Below are 24,408 nucleotides of genomic sequence, written 5' to 3'. Positions count from 1 at the left end.
TAAAAATCAACAGTTAAAGTTAAACTGTTGATTTTTAATTTCTTTTTTAATAGTAGTTTTTATTATTACTTTCTACTTTAATTTTTTAGAATCCTAGATAACGCAATTAAGATTCCTATTTTGGAATGATCAAAAGTTAAACCACCTTGCATATAAGCAATAAAAGGTTCACGAATTGGGGCATCAGCAGATAACTCTATTGATGAACCTTGTATAAAAGCTCCAGCTGCCATAATTACATCATCAGAATAACCCGGCATAGCCCAAGGTTCACATGAAACAAAAGAATCCACAGGAGAACCTTCTTGAATGCCTTTGCAAAATTCTATTACTTTATCTTTATCATTAAACTTGATGCATTGAATTATGTCACTTCTTTTATCGTTATATTTTGGTTGTACTTCAAAACCTGCAAGTTCCATAATTCTAGAACAGAATACTGCGCCTTTGAGTGCTTCTCCAGAGATATGAGGTGCTAAAAATAAACCTTGGTACATTGCTCTCATTAAACCGAAAGTAGCACCACACTCCCCTCCTATTCCTGGAACAGTTAATCTATATGATGCCTTTGTTACATATTCTTCTTTACCTGCGATATAACCCCCTGCTGGAGCTATTCCACCACCTATATTTTTGATTAGTGAACCAGCAAGTAGATCGACCCCTAACTCAGTAGGTTCTTTTGTTTCCATGAATTCTCCATAGCAATTATCAACAAAACAGATAATATTTTTATTATTGCTTTTTACAACTTCAACAATGTTTTTAATATCATCAAGATTTAATGCATTTCTCCACGCGTATCCTGTGGAACGCTGTATGTGTACTAATTTAATGCTTTTATCATCCTTTAGAAGACTATTTATTGCATTTAAATCAGGCTTACCGTTTTCTAATAATTCAACTTGAGTATATTTTATTCCAAAATCTTTTAAAGAGCCAGTGTTAGAACTGCCATCAATTCCTATAGCTTTATGTAATGTATCATAAGGACTTCCACAAACGGAAACCATTGTATCGCCAGGACGCAGATTACCAAAAAGTGCTGAAGTTAAAGCGTGTGTTCCGTTTACGAAATGAGGTCTTACTAAAGCACTTTCTGTATTAAAAATCCTAGCGTATACCCTGTCCAAAGAGTCTCTTCCTAAGTCGTCGTATCCGTAACCTGTAGAGTTTGTAAAGTGAGATTCGCTAATTCTTTCTTCTTGCATTGCATTTAAAACTTTTAATTGGTTGAATTCTGTAACTTCATCAATCTTGTTGAATTGTTCTTCTAAATCACTCATTGCTCTATCGTATAAATCTATTACTTCTTCATTAATATTATAGTTTTTTATCAAAAATTGTTTTGTAGATTCTATCATTATTATCTCCTCCAATATTTACATCGAGCCGTATAAACCAAAATTATATTATCACAAAAATAAAAAATAGGCAAATAATTGCCTATTTTTATTGGATTCCATTTATTTAGCATAAAGAACTGGTTTTAACGGTGTTATCGTTGATATAGCATGCTTATATACCATCATCTCTTTACCTTCTGAAACCAACATTACAATAAAATTGTCAAACCCTTTTACAAGACCTTTTAATTGAAAACCATTTGTTAGATATACTGTTACAGGAATTGAACTTTTTCTAGCATTATTTAAAAACATATCTTGTAAATTTGCTGTTTGCTTAGTATTATTCATAAAACCACTCCTTAATTAGATAAATATTATCTAACAATAATATTTACTTCTTTATCTATAATTATAATATTTGTTAGATATTTCTTCAACTATTTCATTATCACATGAATATAAATCTTTATCAATCCAAATAGCTCTTTTATCTTTTCTAAACCAAGTGAGCTGTCTTTTAGCATAATTTCTACTACCTTGTTTTATCATGTCTACAGCTTTTTGCAGAGAAATTTCACCTTTTAAATAAAAGAGTAGCTCTTTGTACCCTATACCTTGCATGGATTGCAAATCGCTAGAATAGCCCATATTTTTCAGTTTTTGTACTTCATCAAGTAATCCTCTCTCCATCATAATGTCTACTCTTCTGTTTATTCTATCGTAAAGCTTAGCTCTATCCATATTAAGTACAAAGTAAAAAACATTATATGGAATATCATAAATATTTTGTTGTGCTTTAAATTCACTCATCGATTTCCCAGTGAGCTTATATACTTCAAGAGCGCGTATTACTCTTTTTAAATCATTTGGATAGAGTTTGTTATATGACTCAGAATCAATATCCTTGAGCATAGAGTGAACGAAGATATTCCCTTTTTCTTCAGCTAAAGCGCTTAGTTCATTTCTATAACTTTCACATTTAAAGGCATTTGCGAATTCGTAATTGAATATCAAGGAATTTATGTAAAAACCTGTACCGCCAGTAAGAATAGGTAGCTTATTAGAGTTATAAATAGATTCTATCGCATTGGTTGCTAGACTCTTATACTCTGCAACGCTAAATTCTTCTGAGGGGTATTTTACGTCAATTAAATGATGTGGAATGCTCTTCATCTCTTCTTTGGTAACTTTGGCAGAACCAATATCCATATATTTATATATTTGCATTGAATCTGCTGAAATTATTTCGCCATTAAGTTTTTCAGCTAACTTTATTGATATATCTGTTTTTCCAACAGCAGTTGGACCAGTTAAAATAAATAAATCTTTCATTTTTTTTACCTTCTTTATGTCACTCTCTTAAATTTTTTTTCAATCTCATATAATGAGGTTTTTATTATCACTGGCCTGCCGTGAGGACAGTGGAACGGTTGTTCTATATATCGTAATTTTTCAATAAGACTTTCCATTTCAAGGTTATTTAAAGCATGGTTAGCTTTGATTGCTTTTTTGCATGAAATTTGGTTTAAAATATATGCTCTTACTTTTAATAAATTTCCTTGGCCGTAATTTTTCAAATTATCTAGAATGCCATAGAATAAATCTTTTATTTCTAATTTCCCTAAAAGTATAGGAACTTCCCGTATACTTATAGTATTATCTCCAAATAACCCAATTTTAAATCCCGTATCTTCAAAGACATTTCTATTATCAGAGTAATAATAAAAATCATCTGCGCTTAATTCTAAAATTACAGGTACCATTAATGGTTGTGATACCAACGTTCTATTTATCATTTCTTTTGAAAATTTTTCAATTAAAATTATTTCATGAGCAGCATGCTGATCTATCATATAAAACTCATTATCAGCTTCTGCTAAAATATACGTTTTATTAAACTGTCCAATGATTTTTAACTTAGGAAATTTTGCTGTTGATTCATTTTGTTTTTCCTGTTGTTCATTTGGTATTTCAGGCTTAGCAAAACCATTCTGGTTGGGTTTTTCTTCAGTCTTTTTAATATGTATCTCCTTATCTAAGTTAACGTTAGATTCCATGTTTTTATTAGATAATTCTTTGGCAGACGTTCCAATATCGATAGCATCGATATATTCTTTTTCTTTGATAATATTTGCTTTTAAATCTATTGGAATCTGAATTTTATCTTTTAAATCCTTTAATTCATTAATTTTTTCATCGTTAGAATATAATACTTTACTTTCATTAATTTTAAATTCTTTTTCATGAGGTTTGATTTCAAAATTATCTTCCACACTTTTTCTAATAGCATTATGTATAGTGTTGAAAACTGCAGAAAATATTTCTTTATCATTATTGAATTTTATTTCTGCTTTTGTAGGATGTACGTTGACATCAATGTATTCCGGATATATATCAATAAACAGTACAAAAAATGGATGTTTGTTTACTGTAGTAAAAGATTTAAAAGCGTTCTCAACTGCAGTTGTTATAAGTGGGCTTTTGATTAATCTTTTATTGACGAAAATACTCTGATTATTCCTACTTCCTCTACTTATATCTGGATTTCCAACATATCCATGAACAGATATTACATCGGTATGATTTTCGAATTTAATAAGATTATTGTATATGTTCTTTCCGTAAATATACTTAATAGTTTCTTTTACATCATCCGCTGCAAATGTTATTAAAGACTTTTTGTTATTATTAAAATATTTGAAGGATATTTTGTGATTTGCTAGTGCTAGTTTACCTATCAAACTTGAAATTATAGCGCTTTCTCTGCTGGAAGACTTCAAAAATTTTTTTCTTGCAGGAACGTTAAAAAATAAATCTCTTACTTCTATTGAAGTTCCTTTATTACAGCCTACATCCTCGATATAACTAATATTTCCACCTTCACTTTTTAATTCTTTTCCAAACTCTATTTCGTTTGTTTTTGATTTTAAAATGATTTTTGAGACAGAAGCGATACTAGCAAGGGCTTCACCTCTAAACCCAAAAGTAGATAAAGAATAAACATCTTCAATTGAAAGTATTTTACTAGTAGCATGAGGCAAGAATGCCTTTTGAATATCTTCGTTATGTATCCCTACTCCATCATCCATAATTTTTATTTGTTCAATTCCACCGCTTAAAATTTCTATAGTAATATTTTTTGCTTTTGCATCAATACTATTTTCTATTAACTCTTTAACTACCGAAGAAGGCCTTTCAACAACTTCCCCAGCAGCTATTTTATTAGTGGTTTCAAAATTTAAAATACTTATTCTTTTTGTCATATTAACACCTTCTATTTTAAATGCCTAACATGATGGTTATTCCACGAAAAGTAATTTAGTTGAACTTACTTTTCGTGGTTTAACCGCATTATTTAATCTACAATTCGTAAATGACACTTGTTAATAAAGTTTTTTAACTTTTTTTATCAAGTCATATAATTTATTCAGACCATCCATAGGAGTTAAATTTAGAACATCAATATTGGATATTTCAGTTAATAAATTTTCTTTTTCAAAGTCTGAAAAACCTAATTGCTTTAGTTCTTCCTTTGGTGCTTCTTTAAAAGTCTCTTCCGTTATAGAAGCATCATTTGTACTTTTTGCTGATTCGCAAACACAAACTTCGCTATTTTGAGAATTTTCATTTTCTAAAGCAGTTAATATTTCCTTAGCTCTATTAGTTACTTTTTCAGGAATTCCGGCTAATTTTGCTACTTCTATTCCATAGGAATCGTCAGCACTACCTCTTATAATTTTTCTAAGAAATACAATATCATCTTTTAATTTTTTTACTGCAATAGAATAATTTTTTACTCCATGAACTTTACCTTCAAGTGAAGTTAATTCGTGATAATGCGTTGCAAATAAAGTTTTTGGTTTCAAATTTGCATTTTCGCATAAGTGTTCAATTACCGACCAAGCTATACTCAGCCCGTCGTAAGTACTTGTTCCTCTTCCGACCTCATCTAGTAAAATCAAACTCTTATTAGATGAATTTTTTAGTATATTTGCAACTTCCCACATTTCTACCATAAAAGTACTCTTACCACCTGCTAAATCATCAGATGCACCTATTCTGGTGAATACTTTATCACAAATAGCAATTTCTGCTTCTTTTGCGGGTACAAAGCTTCCTATTTGAGCCATTATAGTAATTAGTGCCACTTGCCTCATATACGTGGATTTACCAGCCATATTAGGCCCAGTTATTAAAATAAGGTTATTTTCATCAGTATCAATATTCGAATCATTAGCAATAAAGGATTCGCGTTGAATCATCTTTTCAACTACTGGGTGTCTACCTTCTTTTATAGCAATTTTATTGTCATTCTTTATTACAGGCTTGATATAATTATTTTCAATGGCACATAAAGAAAGTGAGCATAAACAATCTAAGGTTGATAAATGTGTTGATGTTTTCTTCATTCTGTCTATACTAAATTCTATTTTGTTTCGAATATCCACAAATATTTCATACTCAAGGGAAACTAACTTCTCCTCAGCTCCTAATATTTTTTCTTCCATTTCTTTCAATTCAGGAGTTATATATCTCTCAGAATTAGCAAGTGTTTGTTTCCTTATATATCTGTCTTTAGGCACCAAATCAAAATTAGTTTTAGTTACTTCAATGTAATACCCGAAAACTTTATTATATCTAACTTTTAAAGATTTAATTCCAGTAACTTCTCTTTCTTGTGTTTCAAGTGATGCTATCCACTCTTTGCCATTGGCTTTAGCTTCTCTTAATTCATCTACCTCTATACTATATCCATTTTTTATTATACCGCCCTCTTTTACAGAAAGAGATGGGTTTTCTAGTATGGATGAATTCAGTATAGAAAAAACATCTTCTAAGGTATCAAAATTGTTATAGGTCTTAGAAATCATATTACAATAACAATTAGACAGTAAAGTTTTCATATTAGGTAAATTTTCTATTGAATTCTTTAGTGAAACCAATTCTTTTGCATTTACATTTTTATTTGATATTTTACCTATTAATCTTTCAATATCGTATATTTTATTTAACTCGTCTCTTATACTATCTAATAAGGGCATATTTTGAGTTAATTCGTCTATAGCATCTAATCTATCATTTATGATGTTTTTAGATATAAGAGGCTGTTCTACCCATTTTCTAAGGGCCCTAGCCCCCATAGCAGTTTTAGTTTTATCTAAAACCCAAAGTAAAGATCCTTTTTTTCTTTTATCTTTAAAAGATTCAGTAAGTTCTAAATTTCTCCTAGAATTAATATCTATACCTAGATAATCTACTATATCGTAATGAGAAAAATAATCTATGTGTCCAAGAACACTCTTTTGAGTGTCCTCAATATAAGAAAGCATAGTATTTGTACTTATTATAAGACTTTCATTAAATTCTTCATCTTTAAAATTTTTGAATTGAACTTTTATGTTTTCTAGTGATGTATTAGAAAATTTTTCAGCACTTAATTTAGTCAATAACGTGTCAAATCTTTCTCTAATAGCTGCTAGAATACTATCTTCAATATTTTCAGAAATAATAATTTCATTAGGTGAAAATTTTGATATTTCGTCCCATATAATAGCGGTATTCTTTTTTGAAACAGTTCCATAAAATTCACCTGTTGATATATCTGTGAAGCACATGGCTATATCATTGTCGTCTAAATATAAAGACATAATGAAATTATTTCTTTTTTCATCCAAAAAAGAAGAATCAGTATATGTTCCGGGTGTTATAACTTTGATAACATCCCTCTTTACAATTCCCTTCTTTGCGGATGCATCTTCTAATTGTTCACATATTGCTATTTTATAACCTTTATTTACTAATCTAGTTATATACGATTGAGCAGCGTGATAAGGTAAACCACACATAGGAGCTCGTTCTGATAATCCACAATTTTTACCTGTTAAAACTAATTCCAATTCCCTAGCAGCAACCTTTGCATCGTCAAAAAACATTTCATAAAAATCACCAAGTCTAAAGAAAAGGATACAATCTTTGTAGTTTTCTTTTATCTGCATATATTGCTGCATCATAGGAGTTAATGACATAAAAACACTCCTCTTCTATACTATACTAGAATCTATTATTTCACCTACTAGTGAAAATGGTTTTGCGCGGACAATTTTAACATCTACTAACTGGCCGATTAACTCTTTAGATCCTTCAAAATTTACAAGTTTAAAATTTCTAGTCCTACCCATTAATATAGAATCATTAGTCTTGCTTTCACCTTCAACTAGTACTTCTACAGTTTTATTTTCATAAAATTTATTTCTGCTCTCTACTGATTTATTTATAACTTTAAGTAATCTATTAAATCTTTCATGCTTTGTTTTTTCATCTATAAATTCATCTTTTAATTTTGCAGCAGGAGTTCCTTCTCTTGGTGAATAAAGGAATGTAAAAGCAGAATCAAATTGAAGTTCTTCAGCTAATTTTAATGTTTCTTCAAAGTCTTCTTCAGTTTCTCCTGGGTATCCAACAATAATATCTGTTGTAATTGCAATATCAGGGATAGCTTCTTTAGCTTTATTAGCAAATCCTAAATAATGCTCTTTTGTATATTTTCTATTCATTTTCTCCAACATTCTATTTGAACCAGACTGAAGTGCCATATGAATATGTTCACATACTTTATCGCATTCAAGCATTGTTTGTATTAATTCTTCATGAATATCTTTAGGATGTGAAGTCATAAATCTTATTCTTTCAAGTCCTTCTACCTCATTAACTTTTTTTAACAAACCAGAAAAATTAATTGAAGGAGTTAACCCTATACCATATGAATTAACATTTTGGCCTAATAAAGTTATCTCTTTGTATCCTCTAGATACTAAATCTTTAACTTCTTTTAGGATATCTTCAGGCGTTCTACTTCTTTCTCTACCTCTAACATAAGGAACTATGCAATAAGAACAAAAATTATTGCACCCATACATTATTGTTACAAATGCTTTCACATCGCTTTTTCTATCTATAGGCAACCCTTCTACGATTTTATTTTCTTTATCCCATACTTCAACTATTGTATTTCCTGATTGCTTAACTCTCTCAATATACTCAGGAAGCTTATATGAATTAAAACTTCCAGTTATTATATCAACATGAGGAAATTTTTTCAAAAGTTTTTCAGCTGTACCTTTTTGTTGAGTCATGCATCCTGTAACCGCAATAATTAAGTCTGGATTATTCTTTTTTTGAGCCTTTAAATAGCCTAAGTGACCATGAACCTTTTGTTCAGCATTTTCTCTAACACAACATGTATTAAAAATAATTATATCTGCATCTTTTTCATCATCTGTCCTTTGGTAATTATTTATCTTTAAGATACCAGATATTTTTTCAGAATCTTCTTCATTCATCTGACATCCCCAAGTTTCAATATAGTATTTCATTACGTTTCTTTCCATTTTCCTTCTCCTTCGTTGATAAATTTCATCCTTCTATCTATTATATATAATTATTGAATATTTTCAAAGTACTTAAAAGAATTTATATGACATAATTCCTTATCCTTTTGGAAAAATTAATTTAAAGGAGGGATTTTAATGTATGATGCAAAAAATAATGAGAAAACTTTGGATAAAAATGAAAACTGTAACAAGTGTAAATTTGTTTTAGATAGATCTTTTTATTCACGAGTTAATTCTAACGTTATAAGTAATATAAAAAGTAATTATGTATCAAATGATGGAATTTACAAATAAAAAAAGACAGGTTTAATCATCCTGTCTTATCAAAGTATAAATCACTTTTTTTTCTATGAAACCAACTTTTTTATATAGAATCTTAGCTGCATTATTTTCATTGGATACCTTTAGTAAAACTATATCTTCTTTTTGCGCTTTCATAAAATTCAATATATATTTTAGAAAATATTCTCCAAAACCTTTTTTTCTATACTCTTTGATTACACCGAAATTAACTAATATAGGAGTACTTCCTTCGTAGATAATTTGTCCTATTCCAATATAAACACCTTTAAAGGTCAATAAAAATACTCCTTTGTCATAATAATACTTTTGCATTTCATCATAATAAATATCTTTAATTTGCATTGGTAGTCTATCTTTTTTATTAAATATTTCGTTCTGCAATCTGCATCTAATAGGCTCATCTACACCTTTTTTGAAATTCTCAACGTATAAGCCATCTATGAGAGGTAAGCTTATTTTGGATTGCATAGTGTATTCCATTTCTCTTACTTGACTTTTAATTTGAAAACCATATTCTGTTATAATTTGCAAAAGTAAATTATTTTCTTCGCTTTTAAATCTAATATTTTTATAGTTAAGAATACTTTTTAACAAAACTGTCAGTGTATATACATTATTATATTTTTCTAATATATACAAATCTATAATGCTATAATAACCATTATTCTCATCTATCCAAATATAACCAACATATTTTCCATTCGAACATAATAAAAATACATTTTTTCTTATTAAATATTTTTTTATCAATGATTCATCATCATAAATTGCGAAAAAATCACTAATTAGATTATGAGAGCTATTATAGATTTCTCTAAAATATTTTATATTTCTATTGTTCAACCTTTTTAAATTATACATAAAGCTACTCCTATTATAAAGATGAATCATTTACATATTTATCAAATTCTTTAATAAATTCATCTTCTTTATCAAATCGAGTCAAAAGTTTCTTGAATTTTTTGTTGTATTTTCTTTCACTCCAATTTTTATGTTTATAATACCTTTTTCTACCTAATTTCCAAAATTTATGTGGGAAAATCATCATTGCTAGCATGATATCTAATTCATCTTTGGACATGGGTTTGATTTTCATATAGCTCTCAAGAATTTCTTTTGCTTTTTGAAAATCCCAATTGTATTCACTTTTACTCATCAATCTAGAAATAAATTTGCATAAGTCTACCAATTGAAGGTCAATTACAATTCTATCCAAATCAATTATATAATAAACATCATCTTTCTTGATGATATTTTGATAGTAATAACTATTATGGCATATAGAGTTAGCAACATTAACTTCCTTTACATAATTAGTATAATTCGAATCCCCTAATAAAGAAAGAGTTTTTATTCCTCGATTATAGTAAATATCTATTGAATCATAGTATTTTTTATCAAACTCGTTTTTGATTCGCTTACCTTGTATTAAAGTTTTATAATTTAAAAAATCATTTAGTTTTTGATTATATATTTCTGGCCACTTTTCTACATTGTATGGTATTTTCATACCTTTAGTATTTATTTTATTAGTTGTTAAATGAAAATTAGCTAATAATTTTATTACATTTTTAGCTTCTTCCAAATCTCTTAAGTCACACTCATTTCCATCAATCCATTCAGTGACATAGAAAAAATATTTTTTGTATTTGATTAATATATTGTTATTTTTAGTTTTTAAAAATTTTGCGGTATTATAGAATTTGTTTTTGTAAAGTTCATTTACTAAAATCCAACCATTTTTAGCTTTGAACTTGCCATGTTGAAATTTCTTCAAACATAAATTACCTTTATTTGTTCGTATTTTATAGGCACTTCTTACTCTTTTTATATCTAATATACTATAAGGATAACGAGCTAATATATTTCTTAAAATAACTTCCTCGTCTTTAGATATATTATCATTTAATTTAATAGATCTATTCAAGGCCACGAAATTGCCCCCTTAATTACTTTACTACTAAATTATATAGTTAAATGGAGAAATTATTACAACTATATTAACTCTTTAACGATTTTCATTTATTTTTATTAACATATATCTATTATGTTCAACATATCAATTAAGGTCTTATTACCCATTAGTTTGAAATGCTAAACTTAAAATATACAATAAAAGAAGAGAGTAGAATTTATCTACTCTCTTCTTTTATATTTCTTCTGCTTCTTTTATACTTAAACCGATCTTTTTAGAATCACTATTCACATTTAAAATTTTAACTTTAACTGCTTCTCCTATTTGTAACTCATCTGAAGGTTTTTCGATTCTTTTATGGCTGATTTCAGAAATATGAACTAAACCATCTACCCCTGGTTCTAACTCGACAAACGCACCAAAGTTAGAAAATCTTACTATTTTCCCCAAAGCAATAGTTCCTACTGGATATTTTTCTACTACTGTATCCCATGGATTTGGCATAATTTTTTTTATACTAAGAGATAATTTTTTTGCATCTTTATCTACATTTAATAGATAAACATTAATCTTTTCATTTACTTTCAAAACATCTGATGGATTTTCAACTCTTCCCCATGAAATCTCTGAAACGTGTAATAATCCATCAACTCCATTTACTTCTATAAATGCACCAAATTTTGTTATCCTTTTAATAATACCTTGGTGTATTTGGCCAACTTCAAAAGAATTCCAAGAATCTTCTGCTTTTTTTACTTTTGCTCTAGTTAAAATATCTCTTCTAGATGCTACTATTTTTGTTCCTTTTCTTTCTTTCTTATATTCAATTATATTTACATCAAAAGACTTTCCAATGTACTCACCAAGATCTTCAACATGGAACAATTCTACATGTGATGCTGGTAAGAAAATTCTAATACCTTTAAATCTAGATATAATTCCACCTTTAACTGCTTCAACAAGCTCAATATTAACTATATCTTTGTTTCTAAAAGCTTCTTCTAATTCAATGTAGGCGCTATCTCTTTCTATTTCAATCCTTGATAAAACAACATACCCATCAGAATCACCCAAACTAATTACTTTAGCTGTAATCTCTTCATTTAGGTTAAATAATTCGGTCATTTTTACTTCTTCATCTCTTGTAACCTCTTTGATTGGAAGTTTTCCGTCTTTTTTATAACCGATATTAATAAATGCTTCTTTACCACTCATAGATATTATTTCACCAGAAATAATATCCCCTATAGCAATATTAATATCATTTTGGTTCATAAAGTTTAACTGTTCATTTACATCTTGTGCTTTATTATCGCTCATTTTATTAATAGCCTCCTTTATAATCCAATCAGGTGTTGATGCACCAGCTGTAACACCTATATTGATGATATTTTTAGAATTTAATATTTTATCAGGGATTTCACCTGCATTTTCTACATGAATTGTATTCTTACAATTTACTTTACATATTTCATATAGTTTAGTAGTATTTGAACTGTGACGTGCTCCAATAACAACCATTAAATCAACATTTTTAGCTAATTCTGATACCGAATTTTGTCTCACAGATGTAGCACTACAAATGGTATTGAATGATATAAACTCAAGTTTCAATTCATTAAGTGTTTTAAGTACTCTTTCCCAATTTTCTTTTCTTTCAGTAGTTTGAGATACAACACAGAATTTATCTTCCTTACTTAATTTATATAATTCATCACCTGTTTTTGTTACTAAAGCATTATTTCCAGCCCATCCGTTTATTCCAACTACTTCTGGATGCAACTTATCTCCAACAATAATTATTTTATATCCTAATTCTTTATATTCATTAACTTTTTTATGAATTTTTGACACATGAGGACATGTAGCATCCTCAATGATGATTTTTTTTTCTTTTAATGTATTCAATATATCTGGGGTTATTCCATGAGATCGAATAACAATAACATCATTTGGAAGTAATTTGTTAATTTCTTTTAGTTCTATAGGAAAAATATTATTCTTCTCTAAATACCCCACTACATCTTTATTGTGTATCAATGGTCCTAAAGTATAGATTTTTTTATTATAGTAGTTTTGTGTATCTAATGCCTTATCAACTGCTCTTTTTACACCAAAACAAAACCCAGCATTTTTTGCTAATACAATTTTCTTCATTTTGCAAAACACCTTTTAAATATTATCGTAATTCTTTATATCATCAATGATAAAATTAACAACTTCTGTTATTGTCATATTTGTTGAATCAATTTCAACAGCATCTTCTGCTTTTGTTAAAGGGTTTAAATCTCTTGTAGAATCAATATAATCCCTACTTTTTATTTCTTTTAAAAGCTCATTGTAGATAACATCAATGCCTTTTGACTTCAACTCATTAAATCGTCTAGAAGCTCTCTCTTCAGGAGTAGCACTTAAGAAATATTTAAATTTTGAATCTTTAAGTACAACTGTACCTATATCGCGACCATCCATAATAACATCAAATTTAGCAGCCATATTTTGTTGTAATTTCACTAGCTTCTCTCTAACTTCCTTGATAGCTGCATAATTAGAAACATTATTACTAATCCTTGGCAATGTTAATTGATCATTAACATCAACATTGTTTAAAATAAGTCTATCATTTTTGAAATACATTTCAATGGAATCGAGTAAATTTTGTAATGAAATAATATCATCTGGTTTAATATTATTTTCAAGTGCTATTAAAGTCACTGCTCTATACATTGATCCTGTATTTATGTACATAAGATTTAAGTTGTTTGCTACTAATTTAGCTATTGTACTTTTCCCTGCCCCTGCAGGTCCATCTATTGCTACAGTAATTCTCAAAATGTATCCGCCTCTCTAAAATCTAACTCTCTAATTATCTAATATTCTATATAAAATTACAAAATCCTCTAATTTAGTGATATTTATTTCTTGAATTTATACATTTGTTCCAGCTATATACCCTGTTGAAAATGCTATTTGCAAGTTATAGCCTCCTGTAAATGCATCAACATCAATTAGTTCTCCAGCAAAGTATAAATTTTCAACAATTTTAGATTTCATTGTAGAGGGATCAATTTCATTTGTTGAAATACCACCTTTAGTGATAATAGCTTCTTCAATGGGTCTAAGACCTTTTACATTCAACTCTAAATTTTGCAAAAGATTCACCAAAAAAGCTCTTTCTTTCTTAGTTATTGAATTAACTTTTTTTTCAGGATCAATATTTGATAATTCAATAATAGTATTGATAATCTTATTAGGTAATAAATCTTTTAATGAGTTCTTAAAATTTTTATTAAGATAAGAATCGAATATATGAAGTATTTTATCATTTAGTTCCTTAACAGTGTAGTACGGTTTTAAGTTAATTATAGCTCTATAAGATGAGTTTGAATCTATGTATCTGCTACCTTTTAACACTATAGGGCCAGAAACTCCATAATGAGTAAATATCATTTCTCCAAACTCTGAAAAAATTCTTTTATTTGTTTTTGCATTGATTATTGAAAACTCAACATTTTTCAATGATAACCCTTGAAGTTCTTTTATCCATTTATCTTTAATTTCTATAGGAACTAAAGATGGAGCAATTTGCTTCACTTTATGTCCTAATTCAAGTGCCCATTTATACCCTGATCCTGTAGAACCTGTTTGGGAATAAGATTTTCCTCCAGTGGCTAAGATAAATTTATCTCCTCTAATTTCTTCGCCACTATTGAGTAAAACTTTTGTGATTTTATTTTTATTACATATAATCTTTTCAACCTTAGAATTTAATTTCACTTCAATATTATTTTTTCTTAACTCGATTTCTAAAGCTCTTATAATATCAGAAGACTTATTGCTTTCTGGAAAAATTCTTCCTCCTCTTTCTGTCTTTAATGGAACTCCTCTACTTTCAAAGAATTCAATTAAACTCTTATTGTCAAAAGAATATAGACTACTGTATAGAAAAGAAGGATTTCCAGGTATATAATCAAAAAATTCACTTATATCTTTATCATTAGTAAGATTACATCGTCCCTTACCAGTTATAAATAATTTTTTTCCTAGTTTTTCATTACTTTCAATTAATAAAACGCTATTAGCGTTGTTTTCTGCAGCCTTTATTGCTGAAATCATACCAGCAGGACCACCACCAATAATTACAACTTTACTCATTTATCCACCTCAATTATGGGTCGGCTAAAAAATTATTCCCCACTCTTGTCATCAAAATATTGATGGTTCTGCAATTTTTGATGGCAATATAGTGGAAGTTATTTTTTAACGATTCCTATGTTTTTACGCAAATAATAAGTAAGAAACATATGCTCCTTACTTATTATATACTATTCATCCTTTTTATAAGCATAAATATTATAAACTTCCCAAATATTTTCAAGTTCTTTAAAAGAAGCTGAAATCTTGTCTTTTTCTCTTAAACCAACTGTTACAATTAACGCATTTATTATACTTAATGGTGCAACTAAAGAATCTACAAAAGATGCCATGTTGCTTTGAGCTATTAAAGTATAGTCTGCAGTTGAAGCAAGTGGAGATAATAGGCTGTCTGTAATTGCAACTATTTGAGTTCCTTTACTTTTTGCATATGATAATGCTTCTATTGTTCTTACAGCATATCTCGGGAACCCAATACCTATTACTAAATCTTTATCAGTAATATTAATCATTTGCTCAAAAATATCACTTATGCCAAGTTGGATTACCTGAACATTATCTAGTATAAGATTTAAATAAAAGCCCAAAAATTCAGCTAATGCAGTAGAACTTCTAAGTCCAATTATATAAATCTTTCTAGAGTTAAAAATACAATTTATAACATTCTCAAAAGTTTTTGGATTGATTTTTTCAAGTGTTGCTCTTATATTATCCATATCTGCTTTTAAAACACCTTTTAAAGCATTTTCCTGATTGATAAGATTATTGGTTAATTCAATCCTTTGAACAGTTGTTAACTTCGTCTTAATTAATTCTTGTAAAGCCTTTTGAAGTTTTGGATAACCACTAAAACCAAGTTCGTTAGCAAATCGTACAACTGTGGATTCGCTGACTTTAACACTAGAACCAAGCTTAGCAGCTGTCATAAATGCAGCTTTGTCATAATTTTTTAATATATATTCTGCAATCCTCTTCTGCCCTTTGCTTAACCTAGGAAATTTAACTTGTATGGTTCGCATTAAATCTTTATCATCACTCATAAATATGATCCCCTCATTAGTAAAATTTAAATGAAATTTTTATTTCATTTTATCATTTTTTGAATAATTTATCAATAGAAGATTCATTTTTTGAAAAATTATTTATTAAAAGTCTTATAAAACAATTAAAATTAGAGAAAATATTAAAATAAAATGCAAGTTTAGTTTTTATATTATTCGTTATTTACAAGTGCTTTAAATAATTGATTTCATTAGAAGATAGATTTCTATAGTTGCCTTCCTTTAAATCGTTTAGTTTAATATCACCAATAGAAATTCTTTTGAGTTCCATAACTGGATGACCAATTTCTTTACACATTTTTCTGATTTGTCTGTTCTTTCCTTCGGTTATTTCAACTTTTACTTGAGTATTACCATTTCTAAATTTTTTTAATATTTCAAATTTAGCTTTTTGAGTAATATATCCACCAATATCTATACCGTTCTTGAATTTTTCTATTGCTTCCATAGACGGAATTCCTCGAATAACAGCGATATATATTTTACCTATTTTCTTTCTAGGATGTATAATTTTATTGTATATCTCACCATCGTTAGTCATAAGCAGAAGTCCGGAAGAATTATAATCCAGTCTACCTATAGGATAAATTCTTTCATTAACTTTAACTAAGTCTAAAATGGTACTCCTACCTCTTTCATCTTTTACTGTAGATACATACCCTATTGGTTTATTGAGGGCTATATACAACTTATTTTCCTCTAATGCAATTCTTTTATTATCTACTTCTACAATATCTTGTTCAGGATTAACTTTAAAACCTAATTCTTTTATAACATGAGAATTCACTTTTACTCTACCGTCTAGTATTAGTATTTCTGAACTCCTTCTTGACGCAACACCACAGTGTGCCATATATTTTTGTAATCTTTCTTCCATAATTGTCTCCTTCTTTCATTCTAATGATATTATAATATATTAATGTAAAATATCAAAATTAATTTATTTATTAATTACTCGTTGTATTATTTAATCACTAGTGTTATATTATTATAGGAAATTTATATAAAGGAGATTAATTATGTCTAATTATGAACTTATTGCTACATCAGCTTTTGGACTTGAATCATTAGTATCAAAAGAATTAAAAAGATTAGGTTTTGAAAACTTGAATGTTGAAAATGGTAAGGTAACATATAGGTCTGATGAGGAAGGTATTTGTAAATCTAATCTATGGTTACGTTGTGCTGATAGAGTTTTTATAAAGCTTGGTGAATTTAAAGCATTTAGCTTTGAAGAATTGTTTCAAGGAGTTAAAGGTATTGATTGGCAAGGAATATTAGAAGAAGATGGTCAGATTATTGTTAATGCAAAATCAGTAAAATCTCAATTATTTTCATTATCTGATATTCAATCAATAAGTAAAAAAGCAATAATTGAAAAACTAAAACTTTCATATAAACGAGAATTATTCGAGGAATCAGGTAGTAAGTTTCCTATTTTAATTTCAATATTCAAAGATACTGTTACAGTCTTATTAGATACATCTGGAGTAGCATTACATAAACGTGGATATAGAGAAAGAGGAAACGAAGCTCCATTAAAAGAAACTTTAGCGGCTGCTCTTGTAATTTTAAGTAATTGGAGATATTCTACTGCATTTATAGATCCGTGTTGTGGATCTGGTACTATACCTATTGAAGCAGCATTAATTGCAAGAAATATAGCACCTGGATTAAACAGGAAATTTGCTTGTGAAAAATGGGAACAGATTACTTCCCCTGAAGTTTGGAAAAAAGTAAGAAAAGATGCTTACGAAAAAATATATTATGATAAAGATTTTAATATATTTGGTTATGATATAGATGATAGATCTATAAAGATAGCAAGAGAAAATGCTGAAATGGCTGGTGTTGATGATATAATTCATTTCCAAGAAAGACCCGTTCAAGAATTTGGTACTCAATATAAATACGGAACTATAGTAACAAATCCTCCTTACGGTGAGAGATTAAGCGAAAAAGAAGATGTTGAGTATTTATATAAAGTTATGGGTAAAGTTTTTAAAAATTTAGAAACATGGTCATATCACATCATTACTTCAAATGAAAATTTCGAAAAGAAATTTGGTAAACAGGCTACAAAAAATAGGAAGTTATACAATGGAAGAATACGATGTTATTACTATCAGTATATCGGTCCAAAACCAAGTAAAAAACTATAATTTTCTTTTTAACTATTTAGTTAGAAAAACTTTCTAGTTACAAAATTAAGCTCTTTCATATAAATAAGTAAAAATAGTATGAAAGAGCTATTTATATTATAGCAATTTAATGAGTGGATGTTACTTAAACCAGATATTTATCTCTCTTTTAGCACTTTCAATACAATCTGATGAATGGACTAAATTTCTAGTTTTATTCTTTCCGTATAGTTTTCTAATTGAGCCATCAACTGCTTCTTTAGGGTCTGTATTGCCATTAATATTTCTTACTTTTTGGATTGCATTCTCGCCTCCTAAAATTAAGCAACATATGCTTCCTTCTAAAAAATATTCTCTCAATTCAGGAAAAAATGCTTTTTCTATATGTTCAATATAGTGATTCCTTATAATATCTTCAGTAGGCATAACCATTTTTAATTCAATTATTTCTAGATTATTTTCTTCATATATTGAAATAATCTTTCCTACTAATTTTCTCTTTACACCATCAGGTTTTATTAAGACTAATGTTTTCTCTTTCATAATTCACCTCTTTTCTATTATATATTGGTATTAATTTGGTATATAGTTAAATTATACACTTTATTATAAAAAATAATCAAATAATATAAACAATTAAATAAAATAGAAAATATTAAACAGAAAATAATAACCTTAATTAAAATGGGAATACTAAAAATTATAGATAGGAAGGTGATTATATTATGAAGATAATCAAAGTTAGAAAAAATAATGAAGGTGATTTTACAAATGTAATGACTGATACTGGCGAGATTCTTTCACTTACAAAAGCAGTTGCATTAGCAAAAGATGGTGAAGTGGAATGTGTAACAGTAACTAAAAATAGAAATGGTACAGAAATTATTAAAGGAACTGAAAAATGCCCTGCTGAAGAAAAATTAGAAAACTTACCAGAGTTTTAGTATCAAAATATTAATTAAAAAAAATACAAAAGGTTTACTGGTTGAAAAAACTATGTAAACCTTTTGTATTTTTTAATTGAATCTTCTTCCTGTATAATAATCCGATCTACTAGAAAGTGATGATATCTTTATAACGTCTCCTGTTTGTGGTGCATGCATAAAGGAATTATTCCCAACATACATTCCGACATGATGAACAGGTTTTCCAGGTTTTGCAAAGAACACTAAATCACCTGGCTTTAAATTTTCTCTTGCCACATAAACACCTGCTCTTGCTTGATCTCTAGAAACTCTTGGTATTTTAATGCCAAAATGTGCAAAAACATATTGAGTATAACCAGAACAATCAAAAGTTTTAGGACCTGTAGCACCCCACTGATATGGTACTCCTAAAAAGTTTGATGCATAAGCTATAATTGCATTTGATGAAACTGTATCTCCTCTTGATGGTGGAGTTGGTTTCCCTTCATTTTCTGCAGCCTCTCTAGCAGCAGCCTCTGCAGCCGCTTTAGCCGCTGCTTCAGCAGCTGCTTTTGCTTTTGCTTCTTTTATCAATGATTCTGTTTTTGAAATTTGCTTTTTATCTTCTTTAATAGCATTTGAAAATGCTGTTACTTGTTTTTTTGCTTCATTTATTAATTTCTGTTGTGCTGCCTTATCATTTTCTAACTTAGCTTTTTTCGTTTCATGAATTTCCATTGTGGTAGCTAAATTCAATTTTTCTTGTTCCAAAACTTGTTTTGAATTTTCAACTTTTAGTTTCTTCTCTAGCAAAGTCGAAATGATTTTGTCATCTAGCTCAGTTATGCTTTTAACTATTTGAATTTTTGAATACAAATCGCTTAAGCTTTCAGAACCAACAATAACTTCTAAAAAACCAGTATTACCGCTTATGTACATAGCAACCATACGTTTATTATATAAATCCTTTTCTGTTTCCATATCCGCTTCTGCTTGTCCTATTTCTTTAATAGCTAAATCAATATTATCTTGTATTTTTATTATTTGATTATTTAAATCTTCTATTTCAAATAATGTATTTTCAATTTCACAGTCTAATAATTCAATTTTAGAATTTAATTCTTCAACAATTTTTTTTGCGTCACTTAGTTTTATTTGATTAGAATTCAATGAATTCTTTTGTTGGTCGAGTGTTTGATTCAATTTATCAGCAAAAACTGTGACAGAAGAAATGCTAGAAACTAAAATAATTGCTGTTAATACTGTGGCCGTTAATTTCTTATGCATAAAATCACTCCCTAAGTTCATCAATTAAGTATATTATATCATTTTTTATCTTAATTTTCAGTATATTTAGTCAAAAATTTATAAATATTAAATTTTAAATTAAAATTATAATATTTTATAATAAAAAAGTACTTAATTATTCATTAAGCACTTTTTGTCTTTATATTACTAATCAATATTAAATACTTATTAATCATTTGATAAATGTTTTTTAATATCTGCATCATTAGTATTGTTAGTTGTTTTTAAAGTTTCAATTTCTGCTAAAAGTTCTGAACTTTCAATTTCTTTCTCACTTATTATACTTTGCATTTCATTAATAGTAGCTTTTTGATTTTCTGCTGTTTTATTTAATTCATCTAAAAGAGTATTTTTATCTTTTAGTTCTGTCTCAAGTTTATCAATTTCTGAATAATCACTTTTCGAAACTTCTTTGTAAGTAGTAATTTCCTGTTTAATGTTCCCATATCCTTTTAAAACAACTGCTTTATTGCCTTGTTTATAAACATTAATGTTATTCCATGTCTTAGCCGATAACTTTGAATTTGTAGCATAAAGTATTGCATGTGTACTAGAAAGAATTTCTCCAAAAAGCTTACTCTTTTTAGGTAATATTATCTCATACATATTTTTATCATGTTCCATCAAACAATAAAATCTTAAATTGACGTAATTTTTTTTGACAGCTAAATCGCTGTTAAGTTTTTTGATAGCATCGTTTACTTCCACAATTTTATTATTTGAATCAGTTAAAAGTGTATTTTCATTTTCAATTTCCGATCTTGTTTCTTCAATAATAGTATTGATGCTATTAATATTATTAGTATTGTTTTCAATTTTTTGTTCATTTTCTATTAAAGTTTCTATTAGCCCTTTAAGAATTAGGTTATTCTCATTATTTCCAATATTCAATGTATTACATGCCATTATTATTGCAACTGCTTCATTATGTTTTTTATCACTATATAAGCTTAAAATATTAGTATAAAAGGAATTTTCTACGTCCTCTTTTTTATACATTTTAATTAAACTTAGTACACCATCCCAATACGTACTAGAATCTACAACACTAGAACTACCATTGTTTATAACTGGAGCTGTTTCTGTATTTTGATTAAGAATATATTCAGTAATATAAAAACTACAAAATTTATCAGGATCTTTAGGCAATATTTTGTATTTATTCATTTCCGAAATAATATACGAATTTATACTAAAGTTATTCTCTTTACTGTAGATTTCTTTATCTAAATATGAGATGCCTTTATCAATATCATTAGCAACAATTTGATGAACACCAAATAGAACTAAATCAATTTTATCATTATTGGTCTTATTTCTTTCAATAAAGCTAACGAGTTTTTCTTCATTTTTATGGTCTCCATAATACTTTAATCTATATTTTATCCCCGTATCACTAAATGAAAATATCGTAATTGAAGCTAAAACTATTAATGAAACTGAAACCACTATAACCATCTTTTTTTTAGATTTAAAGTTGAAATGAAATTTTGGTTTATGCTTAAGATGAAACTTTTCTTTAAAATTCTGATAAATCTTAGATATTTTTTTAGGTTTGTTCTTATCTTTCTCATCAGCAAAATCAGCATTTTCATAACTTATAGGATTTATTTTTGGAATAGGCTGTGTATCATCAATACTTAAAGCTTGTTCTGTTTCAGAAATTTCACTTATCAGTAGTTTTCTAAGTTCATTTCCACAACTTCTACAAAATCGACTATCATCACTATTTTCTATTCCACAATTAACACAATACAATATTACCCACCTCGACTTTTCATATATAAATTCTACATTTTTTTCTACATTTTTATGAAAACCTGTGTTAATTATATCATAAGATTCTATTAAATAGATTATAATTTTACATACTATTACAAAAAAATTAATACTCCACAAGTTATTCACTTATGGAGTATTCTTTATTCATTTGCATGTTTTGAATTATAAGCTTCTAAAACCCTTTTGAATTCGGCGCCGCTTCCTATTGATTGGTACTGACTCTCTCCATGAGTAGTAACTTCTTTATAAGCATGAGCTTCATCAGAATCTTCACCAGATACTATTACATATTTTGAACTACCTATTTTTATTGCATCAATAATTTTAATTTTCATTGGCTGTCCTAGGTCATTTACTACTGTCATTACATTTTCATTTTCCATAAATATACTCCTTTCAAACTCAAGTAGTATTATTATGTGCTAATATCTATAGTTTTATTTGTTTTCTCTAAAAATCAATTACTTATCGATCCTTTTATAAGTCAAATTATTCTTCTTGCTTCAATAAAACTACATCAATTGGAAATTTCATAAAAATTTTATTGGATTATTTACTTATACTCTCACTCTGTACTTTTCTTCATCTTTCTTTTTATTGCATCTACGATAACATCCACATCCCCTATCTTCATATAGCAGATCATTATAAAATAAGTGATTGCACCAACAATAATAGATACGATAAAAGATAGATTTTGTGATAATACATTGTCAGTTAAGTAGTCAAAGCTGAGTTTGGAAATAGCACCCATAACTAATGATGCAAATAAGATTTTAAGGAATGAAATGGATATTTGTTTCATACCAAATGGCCCTATTTTCTTCTTTAAACTTATAAACATAAGTACCGCCGTGATTATTGCTGCAATACTTGTTGCTAACGCTAAACCAGCAATTCCAAAATATTTTGATAGAATAATATTTAGGATTATATTTAAAAGCATACCTATTGATGCATTTATCATAGGAGTTTTTGTGTCTTGCATGGAATAAAAAACTCTTGCAAATATTTCTCTTAGTCCCACTCCAACCATTCCTAAGGAGTAGTAAAATGTTGCGTGAGAAGTCATATATATTGAATCTGAATCAAATGCACCTCTCCCAAATAAAATCATAACGATTGGAGCCGAAAACACCATAGCTACAACTGTTGCAGGAATTACTAAAAGATTAATTCCAATAATTGCTTCAGATAAATAATTCTTTAATCCAATCATATTATTTTCAGCAGCCATCTTTGACATCAATGGATATAAAACCGTAGCTATAGATAATACACATATTCCCTGCACAAATCCATTAATCATATTAGCGTAATTTAGAGCTGAAATTCCTCCTATAGCTATTTTTGAAGCTAAAGTTCTATCAATTAATAAATTTATATTATCAACTGAAATTCCTAGTATAACAGGTAAGCTAATATATGTCATTTTAATTATATACTTATCTTTAATATTTAATACTAACTTATGTCTATATCCTTTTTTATGAATAAACGGGACCATTAAAACTACTTTAAATGCAACTGCTATTACATACCCTATAGATAATATTAAAATATTTGTCATAGTACTTAAAATTATCGATATAATAACAAAAATATTAAATGGTAACCCCATTAAACTTACAATAAAATAATTGCCTTTTAGCTGGAGATAACCACTAAATACTGATACTATTCCGATAAAATAGATAGCTAACAAATTGATTTTAGTAAGTTGAGCTGAGAAAGATAAAGTATCCTTTTCAAAACCTGGAGCAAATGCTTTTATTATTTGATTTGTGAAAAAAAAGCTAATTATAATTATAATCGTACATAATACCATTAATATATTAATCAAGTTATTTGTATATCTATTAGCTTCAAGTTCTCCATCATTCTGATTTATTTTACTATACATAGGAATATATTCTACAACTAAACCTATTGCAATAAATCCAAATATCATACTGGGTATAGTAATAGAAATTAAGTAAGCATCACTAACATTTGAAGCTCCATAAAAATATGCTAGTGTTATCTCTCTCACCAAACCAAATAATTTCGATAACATGGTGATTAGCATGATAAGTATTGCAGTTTTTTTCATCAGCTT

The 24,408-nt window shown here is 28.0% G+C and carries 21 protein-coding genes; 3 read left to right on the top strand and 18 right to left on the bottom strand.

From position 1 onward, the window contains the following. Positions 1 to 77: 77 nt before the first annotated feature. The 6 genes from ACQ3F0_RS00945 to miaB all read right to left on the bottom strand — a co-directional run bounded on the left by ACQ3F0_RS00945 (position 78) and on the right by miaB (position 8,737). Complete coding sequence (locus ACQ3F0_RS00945) at positions 78 to 1,364, bottom strand: methionine gamma-lyase family protein (RefSeq protein ID WP_428863151.1); 1,287 nt, start codon at positions 1,362 to 1,364, stop codon at positions 78 to 80. 102 nt (positions 1,365 to 1,466) lie between these two features. Then, positions 1,467 to 1,697 carry an RNA chaperone Hfq gene (gene hfq / locus ACQ3F0_RS00940; protein ID WP_428863150.1) on the bottom strand — a complete coding sequence of 77 codons (231 nt, stop codon included), beginning with the start codon at positions 1,695 to 1,697 and terminating at the stop codon, positions 1,467 to 1,469. Positions 1,698 to 1,748: 51 nt separating this feature from the next. Beyond that, positions 1,749 to 2,681, bottom strand: coding sequence for a tRNA (adenosine(37)-N6)-dimethylallyltransferase MiaA (gene miaA / locus ACQ3F0_RS00935; RefSeq protein ID WP_428863149.1), 933 nt, complete (start codon positions 2,679 to 2,681; stop codon positions 1,749 to 1,751). A gap of 14 nt (positions 2,682 to 2,695) precedes the next feature. Then, entirely contained in the window at positions 2,696 to 4,612 is a 1,917-nt protein-coding gene (gene mutL / locus ACQ3F0_RS00930; protein WP_428863148.1) for a DNA mismatch repair endonuclease MutL, read from the bottom strand. A 120-nt stretch (positions 4,613 to 4,732) separates the two neighbouring features. Then, positions 4,733 to 7,375 carry a DNA mismatch repair protein MutS gene (gene mutS, locus ACQ3F0_RS00925; RefSeq protein ID WP_428863147.1) on the bottom strand — a complete coding sequence of 881 codons (2,643 nt, stop codon included), beginning with the start codon at positions 7,373 to 7,375 and terminating at the stop codon, positions 4,733 to 4,735. Positions 7,376 to 7,390: 15 nt separating this feature from the next. Continuing rightward, the gene (miaB, locus tag ACQ3F0_RS00920) at positions 7,391 to 8,737 is read right to left on the bottom strand and encodes a tRNA (N6-isopentenyl adenosine(37)-C2)-methylthiotransferase MiaB (RefSeq protein ID WP_428863146.1); all 1,347 of its coding nucleotides are present in this window, start codon (positions 8,735 to 8,737) and stop codon (positions 7,391 to 7,393) included. A gap of 138 nt (positions 8,738 to 8,875) precedes the next feature. Between miaB and ACQ3F0_RS00915 the strand changes: the two genes are divergently transcribed. After that, positions 8,876 to 9,034, top strand: coding sequence for a hypothetical protein (locus ACQ3F0_RS00915; RefSeq protein ID WP_428863145.1), 159 nt, complete (start codon positions 8,876 to 8,878; stop codon positions 9,032 to 9,034). Between the two features lie 12 nt (positions 9,035 to 9,046). On the opposite strand, the gene ACQ3F0_RS00910 is transcribed toward ACQ3F0_RS00915, so the two are convergent. From ACQ3F0_RS00910 to ACQ3F0_RS00880, 7 genes are all read right to left on the bottom strand, one after another. Next, the gene (locus ACQ3F0_RS00910; protein ID WP_428863144.1) at positions 9,047 to 9,904 is read right to left on the bottom strand and encodes a GNAT family N-acetyltransferase; all 858 of its coding nucleotides are present in this window, start codon (positions 9,902 to 9,904) and stop codon (positions 9,047 to 9,049) included. 13 nt (positions 9,905 to 9,917) lie between these two features. After that, the gene (locus ACQ3F0_RS00905) at positions 9,918 to 10,976 is read right to left on the bottom strand and encodes a CotS family spore coat protein (RefSeq protein ID WP_428863143.1); all 1,059 of its coding nucleotides are present in this window, start codon (positions 10,974 to 10,976) and stop codon (positions 9,918 to 9,920) included. 216 nt (positions 10,977 to 11,192) lie between these two features. Further along, positions 11,193 to 13,115 carry a bifunctional 4-hydroxy-3-methylbut-2-enyl diphosphate reductase/30S ribosomal protein S1 gene (locus ACQ3F0_RS00900; RefSeq protein WP_428863142.1) on the bottom strand — a complete coding sequence of 641 codons (1,923 nt, stop codon included), beginning with the start codon at positions 13,113 to 13,115 and terminating at the stop codon, positions 11,193 to 11,195. Positions 13,116 to 13,130: 15 nt separating this feature from the next. Next, positions 13,131 to 13,790, bottom strand: a complete 660-nt coding sequence (cmk, locus tag ACQ3F0_RS00895; protein WP_428863141.1) for a (d)CMP kinase — start codon at positions 13,788 to 13,790, stop codon at positions 13,131 to 13,133. A 96-nt stretch (positions 13,791 to 13,886) separates the two neighbouring features. Further along, positions 13,887 to 15,113 carry a BaiN/RdsA family NAD(P)/FAD-dependent oxidoreductase gene (locus ACQ3F0_RS00890; RefSeq protein ID WP_428863140.1) on the bottom strand — a complete coding sequence of 409 codons (1,227 nt, stop codon included), beginning with the start codon at positions 15,111 to 15,113 and terminating at the stop codon, positions 13,887 to 13,889. A gap of 170 nt (positions 15,114 to 15,283) precedes the next feature. Beyond that, positions 15,284 to 16,153, bottom strand: coding sequence for a MurR/RpiR family transcriptional regulator (locus tag ACQ3F0_RS00885; protein ID WP_428863139.1), 870 nt, complete (start codon positions 16,151 to 16,153; stop codon positions 15,284 to 15,286). A gap of 184 nt (positions 16,154 to 16,337) precedes the next feature. Then, on the bottom strand, positions 16,338 to 17,051 hold the full coding sequence (locus tag ACQ3F0_RS00880) for a pseudouridine synthase (RefSeq protein WP_428863138.1): 714 nt from the start codon (positions 17,049 to 17,051) through the stop codon (positions 16,338 to 16,340). 142 nt (positions 17,052 to 17,193) lie between these two features. Between ACQ3F0_RS00880 and ACQ3F0_RS00875 the strand changes: the two genes are divergently transcribed. After that, positions 17,194 to 18,336, top strand: coding sequence for a THUMP domain-containing class I SAM-dependent RNA methyltransferase (locus ACQ3F0_RS00875; protein WP_428863137.1), 1,143 nt, complete (start codon positions 17,194 to 17,196; stop codon positions 18,334 to 18,336). Positions 18,337 to 18,456: 120 nt separating this feature from the next. Here ACQ3F0_RS00875 and ndk read toward each other — a convergent pair whose 3' ends face one another. Further along, a complete protein-coding gene (ndk, locus tag ACQ3F0_RS00870) occupies positions 18,457 to 18,858 on the bottom strand; it encodes a nucleoside-diphosphate kinase (protein WP_428863136.1) in 402 nt (133 codons plus the stop codon). 182 nt (positions 18,859 to 19,040) lie between these two features. Between ndk and ACQ3F0_RS00865 the strand changes: the two genes are divergently transcribed. After that, entirely contained in the window at positions 19,041 to 19,259 is a 219-nt protein-coding gene (locus ACQ3F0_RS00865; protein ID WP_428863135.1) for a DUF3892 domain-containing protein, read from the top strand. 72 nt (positions 19,260 to 19,331) lie between these two features. Here the strand turns inward: ACQ3F0_RS00865 and ACQ3F0_RS00860 are convergent, their stop codons facing one another. The 4 genes from ACQ3F0_RS00860 to murJ form a co-directional block, all read right to left on the bottom strand. Beyond that, positions 19,332 to 20,507, bottom strand: coding sequence for a C40 family peptidase (locus ACQ3F0_RS00860; protein WP_428863134.1), 1,176 nt, complete (start codon positions 20,505 to 20,507; stop codon positions 19,332 to 19,334). Between the two features lie 189 nt (positions 20,508 to 20,696). Next, positions 20,697 to 22,286: a zinc ribbon domain-containing protein gene (locus ACQ3F0_RS00855; protein WP_428863133.1), complete on the bottom strand. Its 1,590-nt coding sequence runs from the start codon at positions 22,284 to 22,286 to the stop codon at positions 20,697 to 20,699. Between the two features lie 164 nt (positions 22,287 to 22,450). Continuing rightward, on the bottom strand, positions 22,451 to 22,693 hold the full coding sequence (locus ACQ3F0_RS00850; RefSeq protein WP_428863132.1) for a DUF1292 domain-containing protein: 243 nt from the start codon (positions 22,691 to 22,693) through the stop codon (positions 22,451 to 22,453). 182 nt (positions 22,694 to 22,875) lie between these two features. Beyond that, positions 22,876 to 24,402, bottom strand: coding sequence for a murein biosynthesis integral membrane protein MurJ (murJ, locus tag ACQ3F0_RS00845; protein ID WP_428863131.1), 1,527 nt, complete (start codon positions 24,400 to 24,402; stop codon positions 22,876 to 22,878). Positions 24,403 to 24,408: the final 6 nt, after the last annotated feature.

The organism is Clostridium sediminicola (assembly GCF_050402865.1).
Taxonomy (GTDB): domain Bacteria; phylum Bacillota; class Clostridia; order Clostridiales; family Clostridiaceae; genus Clostridium_AF; species Clostridium_AF sediminicola.
This window is presented reverse-complemented; position numbering and strand designations above follow the sequence as displayed.

Coding starts and splice junctions, on each gene's coding strand:
- ACQ3F0_RS00945 (WP_428863151.1), bottom strand. CDS start 1,364: ATGATAGAATCTACAAAACAATTTTTGATAAAAAACTATAATATTAAT.
- hfq (WP_428863150.1), bottom strand. CDS start 1,697: ATGAATAATACTAAGCAAACAGCAAATTTACAAGATATGTTTTTAAAT.
- miaA (WP_428863149.1), bottom strand. CDS start 2,681: ATGAAAGATTTATTTATTTTAACTGGTCCAACTGCTGTTGGAAAAACA.
- mutL (WP_428863148.1), bottom strand. CDS start 4,612: ATGACAAAAAGAATAAGTATTTTAAATTTTGAAACCACTAATAAAATA.
- mutS (WP_428863147.1), bottom strand. CDS start 7,375: ATGTCATTAACTCCTATGATGCAGCAATATATGCAGATAAAAGAAAAC.
- miaB (WP_428863146.1), bottom strand. CDS start 8,737: ATGGAAAGAAACGTAATGAAATACTATATTGAAACTTGGGGATGTCAG.
- ACQ3F0_RS00915 (WP_428863145.1), top strand. CDS start 8,876: ATGTATGATGCAAAAAATAATGAGAAAACTTTGGATAAAAATGAAAAC.
- ACQ3F0_RS00910 (WP_428863144.1), bottom strand. CDS start 9,904: ATGTATAATTTAAAAAGGTTGAACAATAGAAATATAAAATATTTTAGA.
- ACQ3F0_RS00900 (WP_428863142.1), bottom strand. CDS start 13,115: ATGAAGAAAATTGTATTAGCAAAAAATGCTGGGTTTTGTTTTGGTGTA.
- ACQ3F0_RS00890 (WP_428863140.1), bottom strand. CDS start 15,113: ATGAGTAAAGTTGTAATTATTGGTGGTGGTCCTGCTGGTATGATTTCA.
- ACQ3F0_RS00885 (WP_428863139.1), bottom strand. CDS start 16,153: ATGAGTGATGATAAAGATTTAATGCGAACCATACAAGTTAAATTTCCT.
- ACQ3F0_RS00880 (WP_428863138.1), bottom strand. CDS start 17,051: ATGGAAGAAAGATTACAAAAATATATGGCACACTGTGGTGTTGCGTCA.
- ACQ3F0_RS00875 (WP_428863137.1), top strand. CDS start 17,194: ATGTCTAATTATGAACTTATTGCTACATCAGCTTTTGGACTTGAATCA.
- ndk (WP_428863136.1), bottom strand. CDS start 18,858: ATGAAAGAGAAAACATTAGTCTTAATAAAACCTGATGGTGTAAAGAGA.
- ACQ3F0_RS00865 (WP_428863135.1), top strand. CDS start 19,041: ATGAAGATAATCAAAGTTAGAAAAAATAATGAAGGTGATTTTACAAAT.
- ACQ3F0_RS00860 (WP_428863134.1), bottom strand. CDS start 20,507: ATGCATAAGAAATTAACGGCCACAGTATTAACAGCAATTATTTTAGTT.
- ACQ3F0_RS00850 (WP_428863132.1), bottom strand. CDS start 22,693: ATGGAAAATGAAAATGTAATGACAGTAGTAAATGACCTAGGACAGCCA.
- murJ (WP_428863131.1), bottom strand. CDS start 24,402: ATGAAAAAAACTGCAATACTTATCATGCTAATCACCATGTTATCGAAA.